This window comes from Paenibacillus sp. A14 (assembly GCF_036864815.1).
Classification (GTDB): Bacteria; Bacillota; Bacilli; order Paenibacillales; family Paenibacillaceae; genus Fontibacillus; species Fontibacillus sanfengchensis.
The window spans coordinates 38,001-57,596 of the sequence record NZ_JBAGJD010000015.1 but is presented as its reverse complement, the minus strand read 5'-3'; the positions used below and the strand labels follow the sequence as shown (position 1 = coordinate 57,596).

Genomic DNA, 19,596 nt, shown 5'->3' with positions numbered 1-19,596 from the left:
CCCTGTTTGGGTAATGATAACTAGGTTCCCAAACGCGATAATAGGGGAGGGGATTTCTTTGCAATCCTGGGTGCTATGGATCAATGCGGCTGGCCTAATCGGCCTGATCCTGCTCTTTTACCTGCTCGATAAAAAACTGTCCAGCCGGGTGATCTTGCTGGCACCGATTCTGGTTTACGTCGCCGTCTCGCTGGAGGATTTGCTCGGCTTCGTTGATTTCGGTGCGGTTTTTCAATCCGAGGCGGCGTTAAGAGCCGTGATCTTGTTGTTTGTACTGGGATCGGTCATCTTCTATATTCTCTTCATTTTTCATGAGATCGCGGAGTCGGCCGTAAAGCGGGAGGTCAGTCTCAAGTCCGCCGTGATTCGGATCAGCATTGCCGCTATGAGCTGCATTGTTTTTTTTACAGTCGTGTATACTTCGATTTACAAGCTGTTCCAAGGTGCGAGCTTTGCGGGCGATCATATGGGGGAGGATACGCTTTCCCAATTGATTACATTCTTCTATTTCAGCGTAGCGACATTTACGACGGTAGGATACGGAGATATCAAAGCGGTGGACAATACGTCACGGCTGATCGTGGTGATGGAGATTTTTTTCAGCTTTATTACGGTCGCCTACGCGCTTTCGATGATCGGGGTGTTTCGGCAAATTTTCAATAAGGAGATGGGGAACAGCTCCGCGGATCGGATGAGCAACGAAAGGGAGCTTGAGGAAGACACCGGGGCATAGCCCGAAAAATCCGGAGAGGAGACGGTCGGTTTGGATTTGCGAAATCGCTTGAGGGAACAGTTTCCGGTGCTCGAAAGTGAACGTCTGCGGCTAAGAAAAATCGAGAGGGAGGATGCGGAACTGCTGTTCGCTTGTGTTAACGACCCTTTGGTAAGGCGCCATTCTTCCTTTCGGCAGGGGACGTTACTGTTTCCCGACCGCCTGTTTCGGTATTTTGACGAAACTTATCAAAGTCTGCGTGACCTTCACTTCGGGATCGAACGAAAGAATGAGAAGGGGCTGATCGGCATCTGCTCCTTGCAGTTTTGGGATCGGGAGGCCGGCAGGGCCCGATTGGGCTATCTGCTGGCTCCGAGCCGTTGGAACCGGGGCCTTGCCACCGAAGCGGCCCGGTCCGTGGTCCAATTCGGATTTGACACCTTGCGATTAAGCCGGATCGAGGCGAGATGCAGCATTCATAACCCGGCATCGGAAAGGGTGTTGCGAAAGTGCGGATTTGCGCCGGGCAGGAACGCGGGCGGGCGAATTCAACCCGATTTGGAGTACGGCAGCGCACCCGGGGATGAGATCCTTTTCTTTTATTTAAGCAAGCCGGCGAGCATTTGTTACACAAATGAAATATATCTGTGATCAATCTCTAATAGTCAGAGGGTAAACTTATTACATGACCCCCTTTTGAATATATTTGTCTCTTGGAATCCGGCGAGTAGCGTACGGGTTCCCTTTTTTTTGCCTACAGCGGGACGGGCATTCTCTCTTTGTTCTTATAATACACCCATTCGGTAAAGCCGATCTCTTTCAGACGCTTGGCCACATCCTCCCATTCATCGGCGACACGCTTCGGCGTATGGGCGTCGGACCCGAAAGTGACATCCACACCGAAAAATAACGCGCGCTCCAGAATTTCATCGGAAGGATACCAGCCCCCGGACAGCTTGGTTTTGCCTGACGTATTAATTTCGATCGCCACTTTGTTATCCGCAATGACCTGCAGGGTTTCATCGATCGCCACCGCGGCCGGAATGTCGGAAAAAGCGGGATAATTCCCTTTCATCGCATCGATATGGCCCAAAATCTGGAACATGCCGCTGCGGGCCGAATCCCGAATCAACGCATAGTAGGCTTCCTTATCCGCAATACGCTGCTGTTCATTCAGACCTTTCCAGCGTCTTTTGTTGAAAATACTGACTTCCTTCACGCTATGGACGGACCCGATAACGTAGTCGAAAGGATATTGGGCAAGGATTTGCCGGTAAGTCTCGGCATGAGCCGGAAAATAATCGGATTCGATCCCGAGCAGGACATCGATCTTCCCGGCATACTCCTCTTTCAGCTTCAGCACTTCATGGACATAATTGACGAATTCCTTCTTGGCCATGGCGATATGCGGAAAAGGGTGCTCTTCAAGGTTTCCGAAATAAGGCGTATGGTCGCTGATCCCGATCACCGCCAGGCCGGCCGCAATCCCGGCTTCCACATAGTCGCGGATGTTGCCGTCGGCATGGCCGCAGCGAAAGTGATGGGTATGCAAATCAAACTTCATGCTGTTATGCTCCTTCCTGGTTAACCTTCTGGCTGAAATTTACTCGGAACTGATAAAGCGGTTCTCCGGCATGCCTTTCAAGTCTCCGAGAAATTGCTGCATGGCCGAATTGACGTATCTGCTCGATTTGTAGATCACTCCCACCGGATGCGTGACTTCCAGTTCCGGTATCGGCACGACCTTTAAGGAGCCTTGACGCAGCTCCCTCAGGACGGACTGCTTCGAAATAATGGCCGCCCCCAGGTTGATCTCCACCATCCGTTTCACTTCCTCGCTGCTGGACAGCTCCATCACGATATGCGGCTCGATGTTGTGCTCCCGGAATACTTCATCCGCGAAGCGGCGTCCGACCGTGTCGGGGGACAGCATAATTAACGGCACTTCGCGCAGTGAATCGAGCGTGGGAATGGTTTTGCCGGCCAAGGGGTGGAGCGGAGAGACGACGAGCTCAAAAGTGTCGTAATAGAGCACCGTGGAAAGCACCTGCGGGTTGTTCTCGATCAAATAGCCGATCCCGATATCGACCAGACCCTGCTCCACATTTTGATAAATCAAACTGGAGGGCATCGACTGAATCGTTGTTTTGATCAGGGGAAACTGGTCCTGAAAATAGGACAGGATACGCGGCAAAATTTGAATGGCAATGGAGGTTGTTGTACCCAGGACGATATGCCCTTGTGGCGTATGTTCCAAATCGGTCAGTTTTTGCTTCAGCTCTTCGACAATATCCAGTATTTGCTCCGCTTTCTCCAGAAATACTTGCCCCCGGTCCGTTAGCGTGACCGGCTGATTCCGGTCGACCAGCACCGTGCGGAATTCATCCTCCAGGCTTTTGATCTGGGCGGAAACGGCGGGCTGCGTCAAATTCAGGAGTTCTCCGGCTTTACGGAAACTCTTTGTTTTCGAAATTGTGATCAGCGTTTCCAATTGACTGATATTCACCCGAATCCTCCTTTCCTCAAGGCTCTTCGTATTCATTAATTATAGAGGATTTTTTTAGGCTAAATCAATGACGCGGAGATGACAACCTTTCGCAGGAATTTCAGGATATAAGACTTACTCGATATCGATTGTTCGATTTTTAATGACTTATACCTAGGAATAAAGTATAATAAATTCCAAACTTGCTCGGGACTTTTGTAATACACCGTTAAACTTCTATGCGAAAAGGGGCGTAATAGTGAAAGCGGAAGTAATCAATCCTTTTCTGGAATCGGCTCGTACAGTAATTCAGCAAGTCGTTCAGGTCTCTCCTTCCACGGGAAGTCTGGGGGTCAAGGAAATCCGCCCGGTGGAGGATCATATTTGGATTCAAATCGACATGACGGGACATTTTAGCGGGATGGTGGTTTTCGGACTGCAGGAAGAAGTAGCCCTCCGGATCGTTTCGGCGATGATGGGCGGGTTTGTGCTGACGGAAATGGACGAAATGGGTCAAAGCGCGATCTCTGAATTGGGTAATATGATCAGCGGCAATGCCAGCACGATTTTGTCCAATCAAGGATATGTTGTGGATATTACGCCGCCGAAGGTGATCAAGAGCGAGGGCAACCCGGCCGCTCCCCGCAAGGCGCTTTGTATTCCGCTGTTGATGGACGGAATCGGCGAATTGGATATTCAGGTCATGATCTCCTAAAATAGAGGTAACTGATCTGAAGGGAAGGGTAGCATGTCGCTCAACAATAAAGTAATCGTCGTCACGGGCGCGTCCAGCGGCATCGGGGCTTTGGCCGCACGCATGCTGTCGGAACAGGGGGCTACGCTGGTGCTGGCGGCCAGGTCGGCGGATAAGCTGAAGGAAGTCAGTGCGGGAATGATGGGACCCAGCAGGACGGTGGAGCTCGATGTCGGCGACGAGGCATCCGTCGCAGCGGGCTTCAGGGACATCTACGCCGAGTTCGGGCGGGTCGATTGCCTCGTCAACAATGCGGGGTACGGGAAATTCACCGCCATTGACGAGATGCCGCTTCATGAGTTTGAAGCCATGATGAACGTGAACTATATGGGCATGGTCCGCTGCACGAAAGCGGTTTTGCCGCGGATGAAGGAGGCCGGGTCCGGCCGGATCGTGAATATCGCCTCCATTGCCGGTAAGATCGGAACGGCGAAATCTACGGCCTATACGGCCACGAAGCATGCCGTGCTGGGCTTCAGCAGCGCGCTTCGCCAGGAAGTCCGCCCTTACGGCATCACTGTGTCCACGATCAATCCGGGTCCGATCGATACGTCGTTTTTCTCGTTGGCCGACCCCGAGGGACATTACGTCAACAATGTCAAATGGTTCATGATGAAGCCCGAACGGGTGGCGAAGGCGATGGTTCATGCGGTTCGCACGGGAACGACGGAAATCAATCTGCCGTGGATCGCGGGGGCTGGAGCGAAATTTTATCAGATGTTCCCCCGTTTGGCGGATCGTCTCAGTTATCGCATGTTGAATAAGAAATAGAGTGAACACCGGCTGGTAGCAGTCGGTGTTTTTTTGGTCCGCCCGCAATGCGGATTAGCGGCCTTTTGGCCGCTTCGGTCCGGCGGCTCGGCTCACCCTGATAGGCCGAAATAGCCGCTATGGCTTCCGTTAGATTTTTCGATCAGCCTTCGGGCTGGGCGGAGCGCTCACGACAGTTGCTCTAACGGACGTAACAGACGCTATTTCGTCAGAAAAGGCTTCTGTTGGATCCTAACGGAAATAGTAGCGCCTATTTGCGGATTTCATCGCCTAACTGAGCTCATTTTGCCGAAATAGCAGCTACTGCGTCCGTTAGAATTGCCATTCGCCCTGATAGGCCGAAATAGCCGCTATGGCTTCCGTTAGATTTTTTGATCGGCCATCGGGCTGGTTGCAGCGCTCACGGTGGTTGCTCTAACGGACGTAACCTTGGCCCCTTTATTTCAAAGGCCCTTTGCGGGCTCATGGTCCCGTTGAGGCAAGGGCCGTGTCTATGGCGATGATTCGGGTGGTTAAGGAAGGGGCTATCCGGCCTTCTGTCCACGGATCCCGGGTTATCCGGAAGGCCTAGGATCGGCACGACAGGACCTCGCGGGAGAGTCCTAAAAAATTGAGTAATTGGAAGGATTTCCATAACTTTATATCCTTGTGAATAATGGAATGGCATTACATTGTTATTCCCAAATATTCCATTTTAGGAGGAGTGCAGTTCATGCGGAAATACCTGTACAAGCCCTTTGTCGTAATGCTTTCGTCCGTTCTACTTTGGATGGGGTGGACCGGAAGCGGTCACGCCGAGGCTCCGGAAGAAGCAGCTTCTGTGCAATGGTCGCATGAGTTGGAAGGCATCGATGTCTCGAAAACAGATGCGAAGGGAAGCGCTGTCACTAAGACCTCAGACGGAGGCTATGTTTTCGTAGGCTATCGTGGTTCCTCACTCACCGAGAAGGGGGCTTCCCATGTCGTTAAGGTAAACGGCAACGGTGAGATCGTTTGGAAAAAAGACATCGATGTGTTGGATCAACACGGAGAATATTCAACCAATAGAGCCTTTGCCGTGACGGAGACTTCCGACGGAAGTATCCTGATCGCCGGAGAACAAATCCGGGAAGATATTGACTGGAGGAGCCGTTCGGTTCCGTTTGTCTTTAAGCTGAGTCCCGACGGGGAATTGTTGTGGGAAAAAAATTATCCTGACCTCTCATACTACATTCAACAGGCGGAGCTGATCCAAAAAACCTCGGATGGAGGGGCGATCATCAGCGGGGAGGCCAGAACAGACAACTGGTATCCGACGCACACATTCCTTCTAAAAATAAATGCGGATGGAGATGCAGCCTGGTACGAAACTTATTCATTCGGGTTCTATACCTATTTTCATAACATGGTCGTCACTCCCGACGACGGAGTTATTGTAACCGGTGAGAAGGTAAGCTCCAGATGGGGCCTGAATAGTCATTGGTTCATAACCAAATTCGGCCCGGATGGAGATCAGGAGTGGCAAAAAATGAAGGAGACCGACGAAATTCGCGCGGTGGTCCCTTCCGAGGACGGAACCTTTTTGCTGACCAGATACAATTTGGAGGAGAAGAAATACTATCTTCAAAATATGACCGAAACCGGGGACATTTTGTGGGAAAAAGTTTCGGATGCGTTATCCGCTTCAGCGATCGGCGATATAGTTCAAGCTCAGCCTATGGAGGACGGGTTTGCCGTAATCTCCAACCAGTCTGCGGAACATGCCGGAAAGTCTTATAAATATCAAGTCACCTTGACGGATGAAAATGCGATTCCGATCAAAAAATACTTGTTCGGAACGCCCGAATTGTACATTTCACAAGGCGGCATCTCCCTGGATGACCGCGGCCTTGTCTACACGGGGACCCTCCTAACAATAACGGAAACGGGCTCTAAAACAACGTTTCCTTTGGCAAAAATCGCCGTGCCCGGCCAAGCCCCGACTAACCCGAAGTTTTCCAAGCTCCGGTTTCAAACGGATAAGCTTAAAGTAGCCGTCGGACAATCCACGGATAGCGTCGTTGAGGCGGTTTACTCCGACGCTACGGTAACGGACGTAACCTATTCCTCGAGCTACAATTCGCAGGACCCGGGCATTGCCAAAGTTGACCCGCTCGGAAATATTACCGGCATCAGCCCCGGAACGACGGTAATTACGGCAACCTATGAAGGATTGCAGGCCAGCGTAACGGTGGAAGTGGCGGAAAGACAAACGGGCCCCGGATGCTTTTTCCTCGATTCTGACGAATATTCCCTGTCGGTAGGAACCGAACTGGATATAGCCGCCTTTTACACGGATGAAACGGGCCTGACCTCCAAGGTTACGGAAGATACCGTGTTTGCTGCGGATAACCCTGCCGTCGCCGTCGTGGACGAGGCCGGGAATATTCGGGGAATTAGCCCCGGGGTAACGCAGATCACGGCAACTTTTAACGGACATACTTACAGAGCCAGCGTATGGGTGGTTCGTCCGTACACGCCAGATCACTAATCCAATAAAATAGTGCCGATGGAAAGGGACGCTGCGCGTTAATTGCGCAGCGTCCCTTTATTTTTCGGTCGGGCAAGCCTCGAAAGGTTGGATGGATTTGGTTGGTGCGGTTTTTTCGCATATAATGAGAATAATGATTGAATTGATAAAGGATGAACTTACATGACGATAACTACGTTTACCGGTCTGGGCCTTGACGAGGCGCTGACTGCGAGATTAGCCGACTTCGGAATTACACAACCGTCCCCGGTGCAGGCCGAGTGCATACCCGCCGCTCTGGAAGGCCGGAATATTTTGGCGCAATCGCAAACCGGGACAGGCAAGACGCTGGCCTACCTTCTCCCGCTGCTGCAACACATCATCCCCGACGAAAAAAAATTGCAGGGGCTGATTCTGGCGCCGACCCAGGAACTGGCGATGCAAATCGTCCGGGAGGCGGAGAAATACGGCGAGCCGCTGGGCATCCGGGTACAGGCCTTGATCGGAGGCGCTGCCATCAAGCGCCAACTGGAGCGGCTGAAACAGCATCCGCAGCTCATCGTCGGCACGCCGGGCCGGATCCGGGAGGTGCTTGCGCTGCGCAAATTAAAGCTCCACACGCTCCGTACCGTTGTCGTTGACGAGGTGGACCAGATGTTCCAACTGGGGGGAACCGCCGACCTGGAACATATTTTGCGCGGTACGCTGCGCGAGCGGCAGCTGATGTTTCTCTCCGCGACCATCAACCCGGAAATCCGCAAACTGGCTGGACAGGAGATGAAGGACGCGGTGGAGATCGGCATCGAGCCGGAGCAGCGGACCTCCAAAACGGTGGAGCATGTTTACTTCATCAGCGAGCGGGACAAAATCGATTTGCTTCGCCGCGTTCTTCGTCATTATGAACCTGCGCGGTCGATCGTGTTTATCAACAATACCTCGGATATTGCCGAGGTGGAGGCGAAGATGAACTTTATGGGCCTAAGTGCGGGAGCTCTCTATGGCGATGCGGACAAAACCGTAAGAAGCGTGACGCTCCGTAAATTCCGCGAAGGGAAAATCCGGGTGCTGGTCGCTACGGATGTGGCGGCACGCGGGCTCGATATCGAGGATTTATCGCTCGTGGTCAATCTCGATCCGCCGATCGATGCGGAGCATTATGTCCACCGGGTGGGACGGACCGGGCGGATGGGACGAAGCGGTCTTGCCGTCTCCATTATCGCGCCGAAGGAAGAGTTCATCATGCGCAAATTCTCGAAGGAGCTCGGTATAGAAATCCGGCAGCGCGGCATGTACGGCGGACAAGTGGTGGATCCGCAAGCTTCGCACGGAGCGCGACGGAGCAGTCCGGCACCGGCGGCGGCCGGGAAGAAGCGGAGAGACGGCGGAAGCGGGAAGCCCGGTGGCGGAGAAACGCTTAAAGCCGGTGAGGCGGGAGAAGGCATTCTGGCCTCCGACCGGACGGCGGGAGTTTCACCGGGACGCGGAAAGCCCGGCCTGTCCGCCCGTTCGGGCAAAGCCGCGCCGAAACCTCCGGTTTCCCGCAAGAACGACCGGAAAAAGGACGGAAAGAACAAAGGGGCTCCAAGATGGCTGAAAGAAAAGCAGTCGCGGAGCTAGTCGGCTGAGGACGCTAGACGCCGCTTCCGGCGGTAGTACGAGTTTGGTTAGAGGGGGAGCCTGTGTTGAGTGAAACGCCCGTTTTGCAAATAGAAGAGTTAACCGGGGGGTACAGTCTCGGACGTCCGGTCCTTCACGATATCAACTTCGAGGTGATGCCGGGCGAAATGGTCGGCCTGATCGGCCTGAACGGTGCCGGCAAAAGCACGACGATGAAGCATATCCTCGGACTGATGACACCGCATCGCGGCGGGGTGGCCGTCCGGGGGAAGACGAGGGTGGAGGACCCGGAAGGCTATCAGTCTTCCCTGGCGTTCGTCCCGGAATCACCGCTTTTGTACGAGGAATTGACGGTTCGGGAGCATCTTGAATTCGCCGCCCGCGCCTACGGGGTCAATCCCGAGGATTACCGGGAAAGAGCGGAGCGGCTCCTTAAACTGTTCCATATGGAGGAAAAGGCCGACAGCCTCTCCATCCATCTGTCCAAAGGGATGAAACAGAAGGTCATGATCATGTGCGCCTTTGTGGCCCGGCCTTCGCTATACGTCATCGACGAGCCCTTTTTGGGCCTTGATCCGCTGGGAATCCGCTCCCTGCTTGATTTCATGCTGGAGATGAAAGAGAGCGGGGCTTCGATTCTGCTCAGCTCGCATATTTTGTCCACGATCGAAAATTACTGTGACCGGTTTATCGTGCTTCACCGGGGGGCGGTTATCGCCCGGGGAACCCTGGAAGAGATCGCACAGCAGGCCGGGATGCCCGGGGCCGCGCTTGAAGATATTTTCTATAGCTTAGTTAAAGGCGGAGATTAGAAAATGAAGCTTCAAGATCTGTACAGGCAGCGTAAATCGTCTTTTTGGAGCAAAGTGCTCCCGTTTGTGCCTTATATATTCCAGAGCGGAGTGGCGGTCCTGTTCCTGCTGCTGCTGATTGTTTTCTCCGCCTGGTATACGAATTTTTTACGGAATTTGCCGCCGGATCTTCCCGCACTCTGGATTCTGCTGATTCTGCTTGGGCCGCTGACGGTGTATTCCAGTTTCCGGACCTACATGCAGCCGGCCGATGTAATCTTTCTGCGGCCTCGGGAAACGGAGATGGGCGAATACTTCAAGCCTGCTTACCGCAACGGAATCGTATATAAACTAATCGGCCTTTATATCCTTCTCTTGATCCTGTGGCCGCTTTATGTACGGTCGGAACTCGAAATGCGGCATCCGCTCTGGCTGATCATGCTGGTATTGTTTGGGTTGAAGCTGCTCAGCGCCTACGGCGCCTGGCAGGAGCTACGGATCTCGACCGCCCGTGCCCGCATGGGCTACAAGCTGCTGCGCTGGTGTTTCCTGTGGCTGATGCTGGCCGCCTGGTTATGGCAGCCGGCGTGGAAAAGCGCCTTGTTTACGGTGCTGGTGGGGGTCAACTATATCCTGGCTTTACGATTCCCGATGAAGCACAACGTGCCGTGGGAAAATCTCATCGCCGCGGAAAAAGCGGGAGCCGCCCGGGTCATGCTGCTGCTCGGCTGGTTTGTGGAGGTGCCCGCGGAAGGGCAAAAAGTCATTCGCCGCCGCTGGCTCTCCGGGATCGGGAACCGCATCCCGTGGAATCGGACCGGGGCTTACCGGTACCTTTTGACCAAGACGTTCCTGCGCAGCGAACTGCTGGGCATCATCGCCCGCTTGACCCTGCTGGGGATGCTGATTGTGGGCTGGAACGGACAGACCTGGCTAGGCGCGACGATTTATTTGTTCTTCATCTTTCTTATCGGAGCCCAGCTAAGCGCGCTGCGGCATGTTCATAGCGATACTCCCGCGGACGCCTACTACCCGATTCCGACCGGCTCCCGCCCGAAGGAAATCGTGAATCTCGCGACCCGCGTCCTCTCAGGAATTACCGTGATCCTGTGGATTCCGATGATCTTCGGCCCCGGCAGTAACCTAACGTATCTGCTCGGCAGCCTCGGCCTGGGAGTCGCCTTTGTTTTTGGCCTCCACTCCACCTGGAAACGCAAATGGCAGGAGGAAGAGGAAGAGTGAGGGAGCGGGCAACCATTAACGGGAGATATAAAGCGCCACCGTCGGAGTCTACACACTAACGGGAAAACCTCCCGTTAATGTACCGCTCTTGGCTCTTGGATCGGATTTAACTGGAAAAGCTCCATCTATTTCGCGCCCCAATTTCCGATATACACAATTTCAGGCGAATTAGCGAGAGGTTTTCCAGCTAAATCGCCTCTGCAGCCGCATACGCACCAAATTAACGGGAGGAAATCCCGTTATATTTACCCCGCCATGCGGTATTCAAGACGGGCAAATCCCCTAGAGTTTGTGCAGTTTCCAGTTCAGATGCTCGGAGGAAACCAACTACTCCCGAACCTAAAAAAACCGCCGGAGCACGAAGCTCCGACGGTTTTCGGCATATCAATTAGTACAAAATCGAACGGCTGACGATAACCAGCAGGATGAAGAGCACCAGAATAACAGCAGTGCTGGTCCATAAGCCGCCGCCGCCGTATCCACCTCTGTCTTCTCCAATACCGCTCATTGCACAATTCCCCTTTCTCACTGTGATCATTTAGTACACAGTATTCTATGAGCCGGGGGTAAAGCATGCTTGGGCGTACATAACGTTCTCCCACAATTGGGTTTACGCCTGGAGATCCTGGACGCCGCGGTACACCAGATCGAACAGATCCTCCAGATTCTCTTCGGCAATGCAGGAGAAGGCGATCCGCAGGTCGGTATCGCCCAAAGCGATCGTTCCCACGCCGTACTCGCGGATCAGGTGTTGACGCAGTGCCTCAGCGTTTACGGTCTTCAGCTTCAGACACATAAAATATCCCGAATTAAACGGATAGTATTCCCATACATTCCCGTACTTGCCGCTGTCCAGCAGCGCTTTGACTTTGTTGGCCCGGCCTTTCATGACCCGGAACTTTTCCGCCTTCTGGGCATCGAAATCCGGGGATTTCAAGGCATGCAGCACAAAGGTTTGGGAAGGATGGGCGCCGCTCGATACGGTAGCCCGGATGATGCCGATCGTCTTTTGCTCAAGCGCGGAGAGCACGGCCGCATCTTCGGCGGCATAAGTGATGAACCCGACCCGGAAGCCCCAGACATATTCTTCCTTGGTCGCGCCGTCGACTTTCACCGGGAGGATCCGCGGATGGCGTCCGGCCAGTTTGCCAAAGAGCGATTCGGACAAGGAATCTTCAAAGAACAGACCGAAATAAGCGTCATCCGTGACCACGACAACATTGATGCCCGCTTCGGCGGCTTCCGTTACCGCAGCGACGATCTCATCGCCTTCCTTCGCTCCCGGCGTATAGCCTGTCGGATTGTTCGGGAAGTTAAGGATGACAATGGCCTTTCCTTTGTCCTTTTGGGACAGCAGAGCTTCACGAAGCCCTTGGCTGTTAAACTTCATGTCCTCCGTGAAAAGCGGATAGTTGATGATCGCGCCATGGCGGCGGATGCCGAAGGTCAGTTCATAATTTTCCCAGTTCTTGTCCGGAAAAATAACCGCGTCGCCTTCATCCACGAACAGATCGGCTACGATGCTGAGGCCGTGGGTCAGCGCGTTCGTAACCACCGGGTTGCCGAAGCTTTTATCCGCGATCGAAGGATTTTCCGCGACCATTTTCTCGCGCCAGACGCTGCGGAGTTCCGGTTTTCCGGCCGGCGGCGCATACGGGTACAAATCCTGGGGTTTGTATGCGGACAAGGTTTCCTGAATGGCCGCCAAATGCATCGGTCCGCCGTTCTCGGTGGCGATCCCGATCGTCGCATTGTACTTTTTCGCTCCGGCCGCCGCTTCGGCGGATTGGCTCAAAATGCCTTCCTTCGGAAAATAAATTTCCTTCCCCAGGGTGGACAGCATTTCGTACACATGGATATTGCCGGCTTTCAGATTCTCGTTTAACTGCTCCGCAAGTGGGTTCATCACGTGTTCATCCTTCCAATCGGTTTTTAAGGGACAATGCCGTTTTGACTGCCAACATTATATCATTTCGTCCCTCCACCGTCACGGTCAATTCACGTATTCCCGGGGGCGCCGCCGGCGTGCTTCGGACAAAACCGCTTCATCAGCGCGGCGGTTTCGGAATCCAACTCCAGATTTCGGTGTTCCAGCCCGGCCACGATATTTGAAAAACGGTCCTCGTTCAGATTTTGTCCGAATTTAAACTTGGCGCTGATCTCCTCGGGAACGATTTTGTAGAGGGAAACCGCCTTGAGCTGGCCGATATACTTAGGGTCTTCGACGGTGATGGGATCGTATTCCCCTTCCGGTTGCAGCTTCTGCATGAAGAGCGTGAGCGCGGCGGCCTTCTCCTCCGGGCTTTGCACAGGCTCCGCGAGCCCTCGGACCATAACGCTCTTAAAAAAAGCCGTAGCCGGACAAGCGAGCTGCGGATCGGTGAAATAAGAGGGGATAATCGCATACTCCTTGGCAACCGTGAAACTGACCCGGGGATCCTGCTTCAGGTGCTTCATTTTTTCGCCGGACAGGCTGCCGTGAAAATAAAAACAGCGGCCGTCATAAACGAAATTAAGCGGCGTGACCCGACTCCAGCCGTCCGCGCCTACGGTGCCAAGAAACCCGAAGCTCATCTCGCGTAAAAATTGTTCGACCTCCCTGTCATCTTCCACGGCAAATTCTTTTCTTCTCATCTGTAGTTCCTCCTGATTTTGAACCTGATCCGGTTCCTGGCTGGTTGTTTATAGGTTTTTTACCAGTCTAGTCGTTTAATTGACATAAAAAAAGAACCAATCTACACTATTTTTAATAGTCCAATTATATAGGTTGAGCTATTGCATATTAGACAGCGGTGTATAGGGTTCTTTTCACCCTCTTGGCCCTACAGCCCATGGTTTGGTTCAAATTAAAGGGAAATCTTCCCGTTAATTCGGTGCCTATGCGGCGGCAGAGGCGATTTAGCTGGAAAACCTCCCGCTAATCCGCTTGAAATTGTGTATATCTGCCATTGGGCCGCGATATAGATGGAGCTTTTCCAGCTAAATCCGATCCAAGGGTCAAGAGTGGTATATTAACGGGAGGTTTTCCCGTTAGTGTGTATACCCCGACGCTGGCGCTTTTTATCTACAATTGTGGATGTTAGCAACGTATCTGTATCTCCGAAACCAATTCACATCCTTATCTAACGCCAATTTTTTGTTTAACCTATATAGCAACATAATTAAGGAATGGAGGACCATCCGTTGAATTTTTCGATTCCGCTGGAAACGCAAGGCCGGAAATACCGCTACAAATACGAGGCGCTCTATCATGCGATCCGGGCGGCGATCCTGGACGGGACGCTGCGGGAAGGCACCCGCCTCCCCTCTTCCCGCGATTTGGCGGCAGCCTATGGCTTATCCCGCGGAAGTGTGGCGCATGCCTACGACCTGCTTCATGCGGAAGGCTACGTCCGTTCCGTCTTGGGGAGCGGGACCTTCGTGACCCGCGCCGAGCCCCGGCGGACGTTGCCCGGGCGGGCCGCCGCGGCCATTCCTTTGTCCCCCTGGGGACAAAGGGTGATGGAGCCGGCGGGGCCGCCGGAGGCGCTGGCCGCATCCGCTCCGCCGCATGGTCCGGACCCGGCCGGGACCATCTCGTTCAAGGATGCGGGGCCGCCCGCCGCCGGGTTCCCACAGGCGGCTTGGAAGAGCGCGCTCGCCTGGGCCGCGCGGGAGCGGGCTGCCGCGCCCGCGGCCCCGGGCGCGGCCGGCGCGGCGGAAGCCGCCGGCGACCCGGAGCTGCGCGCCGCCATTGCCGCGCATCTGCGGCGCAGCCGGGGCATTGCGGCAGAGGCGGAGCAAATCTGCCTGTTCCAGGGCTCGATGCAGGCGATTATGCTGCTCACCCAGCTGCTGCTGGGGGAGGGCGAGCCGGCCGTGCTGGAGGACCCGTGCTACCACGGGATCTCCAGGGCGGTTGCCGCCTGCGGAGGGGTGGCCGTCCCCGCCCCCGTGGACGGGGACGGCATCATCCCGCGCGACTGGGACGCGCGGGTGCTGTACGTCACGCCCGGCCGGCAGTTCCCGACCGGGGCGGTGCTGTCGCCGACGCGGCGGCAGGAGCTGCTGGCCTGGGCGGCCAAGCGGAACGCGGTCATCGTCGAGGACGATTACGACACCGAGTTCCGCTGGCGCGGCCGCCCGCTGGAGCCGCTCAAGGCGCTGGACCGCGAGGATCGGGTCGTGTACATCGGGTCTTTCTCCAAGACGATGTTCGCCTCCCTGCGGATTGGATATGCCGTGCTGCCGCGCGGCCTGGTCGGCCCGGCCGTACGGGCCAAAGCCCTGTACGAGCCGGTTTCCCCCGCGCGGCTGGAGCAGCGCGCGCTCGCCTGCTTTATGCGCCGGGGCGATTACGAGCGCCATCTGCGCCGGATGCGCCGGATCTACAGCGCCAAGCACGAGCTGTTCCGTCAAACGCTGGCCGAGGTCATCCCGGAACTGTTTGGGCTGCGGATGGCCGAAGCCGGCTTGCTCGTCTATGCCGACTGGAAGCAGTCCCCGCCGGAGTACAGAGCGTTCCGGGAAGCGGCCAGACGGCGGGGAGTGACATTTCGCGACGGTGAGCTGTACAGGCTGACTCCGGGACCCCCCGCGGCCTGTTTCAGTCTTTCCCACCTGGACGACGCATCTTTGGTCGAGGGGGTATACCGCATGGGCCAAGCGTGGAAAGATATTTATGAAATGAAAAAATAAGAGTATAATCGGCTTAATCCGGTTTTAAGACCAGGTAATGAACTCTTTCGTTTAAATCCAAGGAGGTGAGGAGATGCTTCACATATCCCCGTCTTCATTTATTCTGAAGCCGGCCTTTGCCAAAATCGTGTGCGAGCCCGGCTGGAAATGGCATAAGCGGGAAAAGCCGCTGCAAAACTACGATTTGTTTTATGTATGGAGCGGAGAAGGCACGGTGGTGTTGAACGATCAACCGATTCCGGTCGGCCCGGGCAGCTGCTTTTTGTTCCGGAAAGGGGACCATACCAGCGCCACGCATAATCCTCAGCGTCCGCTGGTGTTAACGTACATCCATTTTGATATCGACGAACCGGTTCATGAAATTCCCGGCCCTTATCGCAAGCTGGAGGAGACGCTTGATTTTGAATATATGCTTTCCCGGTACGTGCGTTTGTTTCTGGTCAAAGCGTATGGCGCCGAGGAAGAGGCCCGGCTGATTCTGAAGCAGCTGCTCATTTACCTGTTGCGTGCCGAACGGGAAACGCCGAAAGAGAAGAAGGTCAGCAACCAGTTGAATGAAGTGATTCAAGAGGTAGCCAATTATTGCCTCCAGCATCCCGGATTACCGCATAAAGTGGAAGACCTGGCGGCCCGGGCCGGCTTGTCCCCGCGGTATTTTTCCATAAAATTCAAGGAAATCATCGGGCAATCCGTCCAGTCTTATATCATCAAGACGCGGATCGACCGGGCGCAGCATCTCCTGCTGCATGCGGGCATGAATGTAACCGAGGTGGCGGATGCGCTCGGGTACCGGGATATCTTCTTCTTCAGCCGCCAATTCAAGCAGTACACCGGCAAAAGTCCCTCCGAAATTCGCTGATTCGCAAAAAAATTTCTCCCGGGCTGTTTCACCCCAATTCTTGGCGGGTAAATCCATTTTATAGCCGGAGTCTGGGAGGAGGTGTTACATTATGGGGAAAAGACGGCGGATGCGCAACCGGGGAATTTCGGTGCCGGGCAGCAGCATATTCAGATATCGTTTCCGGCATTGGAGACGTCCCGAACGGGAAGAAGAAACCTGGTTTTAATACAGTTTAATATTAAGTCGGGGACGTATTTCCCGGTCTTCATATAAGTAATAAACCGAAAGAAACGGCCGTGCGGGGGGACCTGCCGGCCGTCTTTATTTGTATAACGAACGGTGAGTTATGAGCAGGGGGCCGGTTGGTTACTGCGGCGTCCCGCAATCGCAATTTCCTCAGCCTCCCGCCGAAATAGCGGCGTTTTGGGCACTAGCGATGCACTAACTCTAACATGAAAGAAGAGTGTGGTTAAAAATGGGAGCCCTATCTTACGCGTGGCGTAGCCTTTCTTTTTTTCGGGGAATTTCCTTTTGCCTTCCAAGACTTACCTGCATTGATGTAATCGAGTATGAATTCCTGTAAAAGGTCAGGCTTTCCGGCTGGTACTAACGCCTGAGAGGAGTCTAACGGCTGTGGCAGCCGCTATTTAACGAAAAGTAGCCCTTTCGAAATTCTAACGGTCGTGAGCGCCGTTATTCTCTTGGATTCTCGCCTTAACAGCCTGTTTATGCGAAAATAAGCGCCGTGGCGACCGTTAGAATGGGAGATCGGCGTTTTCAGGACAAATAACGGCTGTGGCAACCGTTAGCGTCAATTTTCGTCTTTCTTGCAAGGCTGCTCATGCGACGGCGGTTAGGGAAATGGGGCACGCCGGAACCAACTCGCCACACCGAGGCGACAAGTTTCAAAATAAGCAGCGCCCTGTCAGGTTTGATGCAACTTCAGTGCGTTTTGGGGCGTTATTTTGACCCGATTCGGCTGCGGGGGAATCTTAGCGGTCAGAATGGCCGTTATTGCCCCGGTGTGGACCCCAAAATCAGGTTTGGTTCGCTTTTCCCCAGAAATTAGGCCCTGAAAAGACCTGAAAAGACCTGAAAAGCCTCTATTTCACGCCGCTCAGCCGAATTTGACAAAATCGCGCCGCATCATGCCCTTATCTGCAAGGCGTTCAAGTTGCTTAATGCAATGCCAGTGTTGAGGTAGACGTCTGCATGATTTTTTCTAGTCTAGCAAGTTAGGCACGGGTTCCGACTTAAGTCCAGGTGGATTCCGGTCCGCAGGCTGTGTCCGGCGGGCTAGAGAACAATTATGATAGGGGTATCGGTTTTGTGAGAGGAAATACATAACGGCGGGGCCGGAAAATCGTGGACGCATCGGACCCGACCTTATCCTGGTTAGGAGGACAAAAATGAAAACGAAATACAAGCCCGCGGCTTTGGCGGGAGCAGCAGCCGTACTGCTTTTGTTGGCCGGATGTACGGAATCCGCGAAAGTGGAGGAGCATGTGAAGCAAATCGTAAGCCAGACGGCGGGAAGCTTGGAGCAAGCCGTCAGCAATACGGTGGACGCCCATGTGGGAAAACTGAAAGAGGACGGTGCTTCTCTGTCCTTGTCCTCAACCGCACAACCGGTCGGGGCGACCGGAATCCGGATGGAGAATGAGGTGGGAGATATCGCGATCCGGGCCGCGGAAGGCAGCGACCTCAAAATCGAGGCACAAATCTGGTCGGCGAACAAGCCGGCTAACCAGGATGTGTTGACTAAGGTGTTCGACCAGGCGGAGATTACGGTGACTTCCGAAGGCCAAGACCTGTATATCGCCGTACAAGCCAAGGAAGACCCCGGTATGAATCTGTGGAAATGGGCCGAAAAGAAATACGGGTTCTCGGATTTCAGCATCGATTATACGCTTGAGCTTCCGGAGAACATCGTCTCCTACGATATTACAAGCCAGGTTGGCGATGTGACCATGACCGGGCTTGAAGGAAGTTACCGCATCAAGAGTGAAGTAGGCTCCGTGCAATTGGCGGAAGCGGGAATTACGGGAGCTTCCGCTATCAACGCTTCCACGGGAAGCATTGAGCTCGGAATTGCACGGATGGACAAAACGGCGGATTTGCAGGTCGAGGCGGAAATCGGCAGCATCGAAGCGAAGCTGGCCGATTCCTTGAACTGCGAGGTCGAGGCCAAGGCCGAATTGGGCGGAATCAGCGGGGTTTCGGATGGCCGGAGCCGGCGGGGCAGCGGCGGACCGCTGTTGTCGCTGAACGCTTCCGTGGGAGCCATTACGGTACAGTAATGGCTCTTCCCCTTTTACAGCCCCATTAGGGTTGGTTGGTCGAGGGCGCGAAAAACCGTCCCAGCGGTTCGCCCATCCGGACCTTTTGGCCGACGGCCCTGCCGGGCAGCGGTTCGAAAGTGCCGGTTTCCATCAACAGGACGACGGTGGAGCCGAATTCAAAATAGGCCAGATCATCGCCCTGATTCCAGGCCGAGGCGGTTTCGTCGCTGTAGCGGATACTGCTGACGTTCATCGCCCCGACCTTGACCAAGGCGATCTCGCCGCGTTCATGGGACAGATAAGTAATCAGTCTTTCATTCCGGCTGAGCACGCCTTTCATATGCTTCATCCCGAAGTCGTTAACCGGGTAGACTCTTCCTTTGATGTGCTCGCTTTCCAGCCGGGTACCTGCTACCGGCGCGTGAATCCGGTGGTAGTCGGTCGGGCTTAAATAGAGCACGAAGGCATATCCGTGCGCGTAGGCTTCTGTTCGGGGAGAATGATTCAACAAATCGTCCAGGGTGTAATCCTGCCCTTTTACATTAAAGATCGTGCCGGATTGAATCTCGCCCATAAACGTGATGAGTGCATCGACCGGGCTGATCAGTCCCCCGGGTTCCGGGTGGATCGGGCGCATCCCGCTCTTGAGCTTGCGCGTAAAAAATTCGTTTAACGTCCGGTATTCTTTCAGTTCCTTTTCCGCTTCATGCAGCGGAATCCGATAGGATTTGGCGAACCACGGGATCATGTGGCGGCTCGCCCCGGAATGCGAGAACCTGCCCATTAGCCCGGAGATCCACTTCCGGGAGGTTAGTTCAGTCATCCATTTCATCCAGTGTGCAGCCAAGTTGTTTCCTCCTAAAAATCAGGTTCAACGGGGTCGCCGGGACCCCGTTTCCACTTCCGCTTATATTGACACAGAATAGGCTCGAAATC

The 19,596-nt window shown here is 54.4% G+C and carries 17 protein-coding genes; 11 read left to right on the top strand and 6 right to left on the bottom strand.

Translation table 11 applies throughout. The features are described 5' to 3' along the window. Nucleotides 1-58: 58 nt before the first annotated feature. Nucleotides 59-733 carry a potassium channel family protein gene (locus tag V4U88_RS24350; RefSeq protein WP_334075793.1) on the top strand — a complete coding sequence of 225 codons (675 nt, stop codon included), beginning with the start codon at nt 59-61 and terminating at the stop codon, nt 731-733. Nucleotides 734-763: 30 nt separating this feature from the next. Next, on the top strand, nt 764-1,363 hold the full coding sequence (locus V4U88_RS24345; RefSeq protein ID WP_334075792.1) for a GNAT family N-acetyltransferase: 600 nt from the start codon (nt 764-766) through the stop codon (nt 1,361-1,363). Between the two features lie 103 nt (nt 1,364-1,466). Here V4U88_RS24345 and V4U88_RS24340 read toward each other — a convergent pair whose 3' ends face one another. Next, nucleotides 1,467-2,276, bottom strand: coding sequence for a histidinol-phosphatase (locus tag V4U88_RS24340; RefSeq protein ID WP_334075791.1), 810 nt, complete (start codon nt 2,274-2,276; stop codon nt 1,467-1,469). A gap of 39 nt (nt 2,277-2,315) precedes the next feature. Then, the gene (locus V4U88_RS24335; RefSeq protein WP_334075790.1) at nt 2,316-3,218 is read right to left on the bottom strand and encodes a LysR family transcriptional regulator; all 903 of its coding nucleotides are present in this window, start codon (nt 3,216-3,218) and stop codon (nt 2,316-2,318) included. Nucleotides 3,219-3,456: 238 nt separating this feature from the next. Between V4U88_RS24335 and V4U88_RS24330 the strand changes: the two genes are divergently transcribed. The 6 genes from V4U88_RS24330 (at nt 3,457) to V4U88_RS24305 (ending at nt 10,860) form a co-directional block, all read left to right on the top strand. Further along, nucleotides 3,457-3,912 (top strand): chemotaxis protein CheX, encoded by a 456-nt coding sequence (locus V4U88_RS24330; RefSeq protein ID WP_334075789.1) that lies wholly within the window; start codon nt 3,457-3,459, stop codon nt 3,910-3,912. A 33-nt stretch (nt 3,913-3,945) separates the two neighbouring features. Next, a complete protein-coding gene (locus V4U88_RS24325; RefSeq protein WP_334075788.1) occupies nt 3,946-4,722 on the top strand; it encodes an SDR family NAD(P)-dependent oxidoreductase in 777 nt (258 codons plus the stop codon). Nucleotides 4,723-5,434: 712 nt separating this feature from the next. Further along, nucleotides 5,435-7,231, top strand: a complete 1,797-nt coding sequence (locus V4U88_RS24320) for an Ig-like domain-containing protein (RefSeq protein ID WP_334075787.1) — start codon at nt 5,435-5,437, stop codon at nt 7,229-7,231. A 162-nt stretch (nt 7,232-7,393) separates the two neighbouring features. After that, nucleotides 7,394-8,827, top strand: a complete 1,434-nt coding sequence (locus V4U88_RS24315; RefSeq protein ID WP_334075786.1) for a DEAD/DEAH box helicase — start codon at nt 7,394-7,396, stop codon at nt 8,825-8,827. 65 nt (nt 8,828-8,892) lie between these two features. Then, nucleotides 8,893-9,639, top strand: coding sequence for an ABC transporter ATP-binding protein (locus V4U88_RS24310; RefSeq protein ID WP_213507797.1), 747 nt, complete (start codon nt 8,893-8,895; stop codon nt 9,637-9,639). Between the two features lie 3 nt (nt 9,640-9,642). Continuing rightward, a complete protein-coding gene (locus V4U88_RS24305) occupies nt 9,643-10,860 on the top strand; it encodes an ABC transporter permease (RefSeq protein ID WP_334075785.1) in 1,218 nt (405 codons plus the stop codon). 388 nt (nt 10,861-11,248) lie between these two features. Here the strand turns inward: V4U88_RS24305 and V4U88_RS24300 are convergent, their stop codons facing one another. The 3 genes from V4U88_RS24300 to V4U88_RS24290 form a co-directional block, all read right to left on the bottom strand. Further along, a complete protein-coding gene (locus tag V4U88_RS24300) occupies nt 11,249-11,368 on the bottom strand; it encodes a sporulation protein YjcZ (RefSeq protein ID WP_334075784.1) in 120 nt (39 codons plus the stop codon). A gap of 102 nt (nt 11,369-11,470) precedes the next feature. Continuing rightward, entirely contained in the window at nt 11,471-12,766 is a 1,296-nt protein-coding gene (locus V4U88_RS24295) for an aminotransferase class I/II-fold pyridoxal phosphate-dependent enzyme (RefSeq protein WP_334075783.1), read from the bottom strand. Nucleotides 12,767-12,858: 92 nt separating this feature from the next. Beyond that, nucleotides 12,859-13,494 carry a pyridoxamine 5'-phosphate oxidase family protein gene (locus tag V4U88_RS24290; RefSeq protein WP_334075782.1) on the bottom strand — a complete coding sequence of 212 codons (636 nt, stop codon included), beginning with the start codon at nt 13,492-13,494 and terminating at the stop codon, nt 12,859-12,861. 534 nt (nt 13,495-14,028) lie between these two features. Here V4U88_RS24290 and pdxR point away from each other — a divergent pair. The 3 genes from pdxR (at nt 14,029) to V4U88_RS24265 (ending at nt 18,678) form a co-directional block, all read left to right on the top strand. After that, on the top strand, nt 14,029-15,537 hold the full coding sequence (gene pdxR / locus V4U88_RS24275) for a MocR-like pyridoxine biosynthesis transcription factor PdxR (protein ID WP_442951912.1): 1,509 nt from the start codon (nt 14,029-14,031) through the stop codon (nt 15,535-15,537). Between the two features lie 73 nt (nt 15,538-15,610). Beyond that, a complete protein-coding gene (locus V4U88_RS24270) occupies nt 15,611-16,396 on the top strand; it encodes an AraC family transcriptional regulator (protein WP_334075781.1) in 786 nt (261 codons plus the stop codon). A 1,391-nt stretch (nt 16,397-17,787) separates the two neighbouring features. Next, on the top strand, nt 17,788-18,678 hold the full coding sequence (locus V4U88_RS24265; protein ID WP_334075780.1) for a DUF4097 family beta strand repeat-containing protein: 891 nt from the start codon (nt 17,788-17,790) through the stop codon (nt 18,676-18,678). Between the two features lie 25 nt (nt 18,679-18,703). Here V4U88_RS24265 and asd read toward each other — a convergent pair whose 3' ends face one another. Beyond that, nucleotides 18,704-19,507: an archaetidylserine decarboxylase gene (asd, locus tag V4U88_RS24260; RefSeq protein ID WP_334075779.1), complete on the bottom strand. Its 804-nt coding sequence runs from the start codon at nt 19,505-19,507 to the stop codon at nt 18,704-18,706. Between the last annotated feature and the right edge of the window lie 89 nt (nt 19,508-19,596).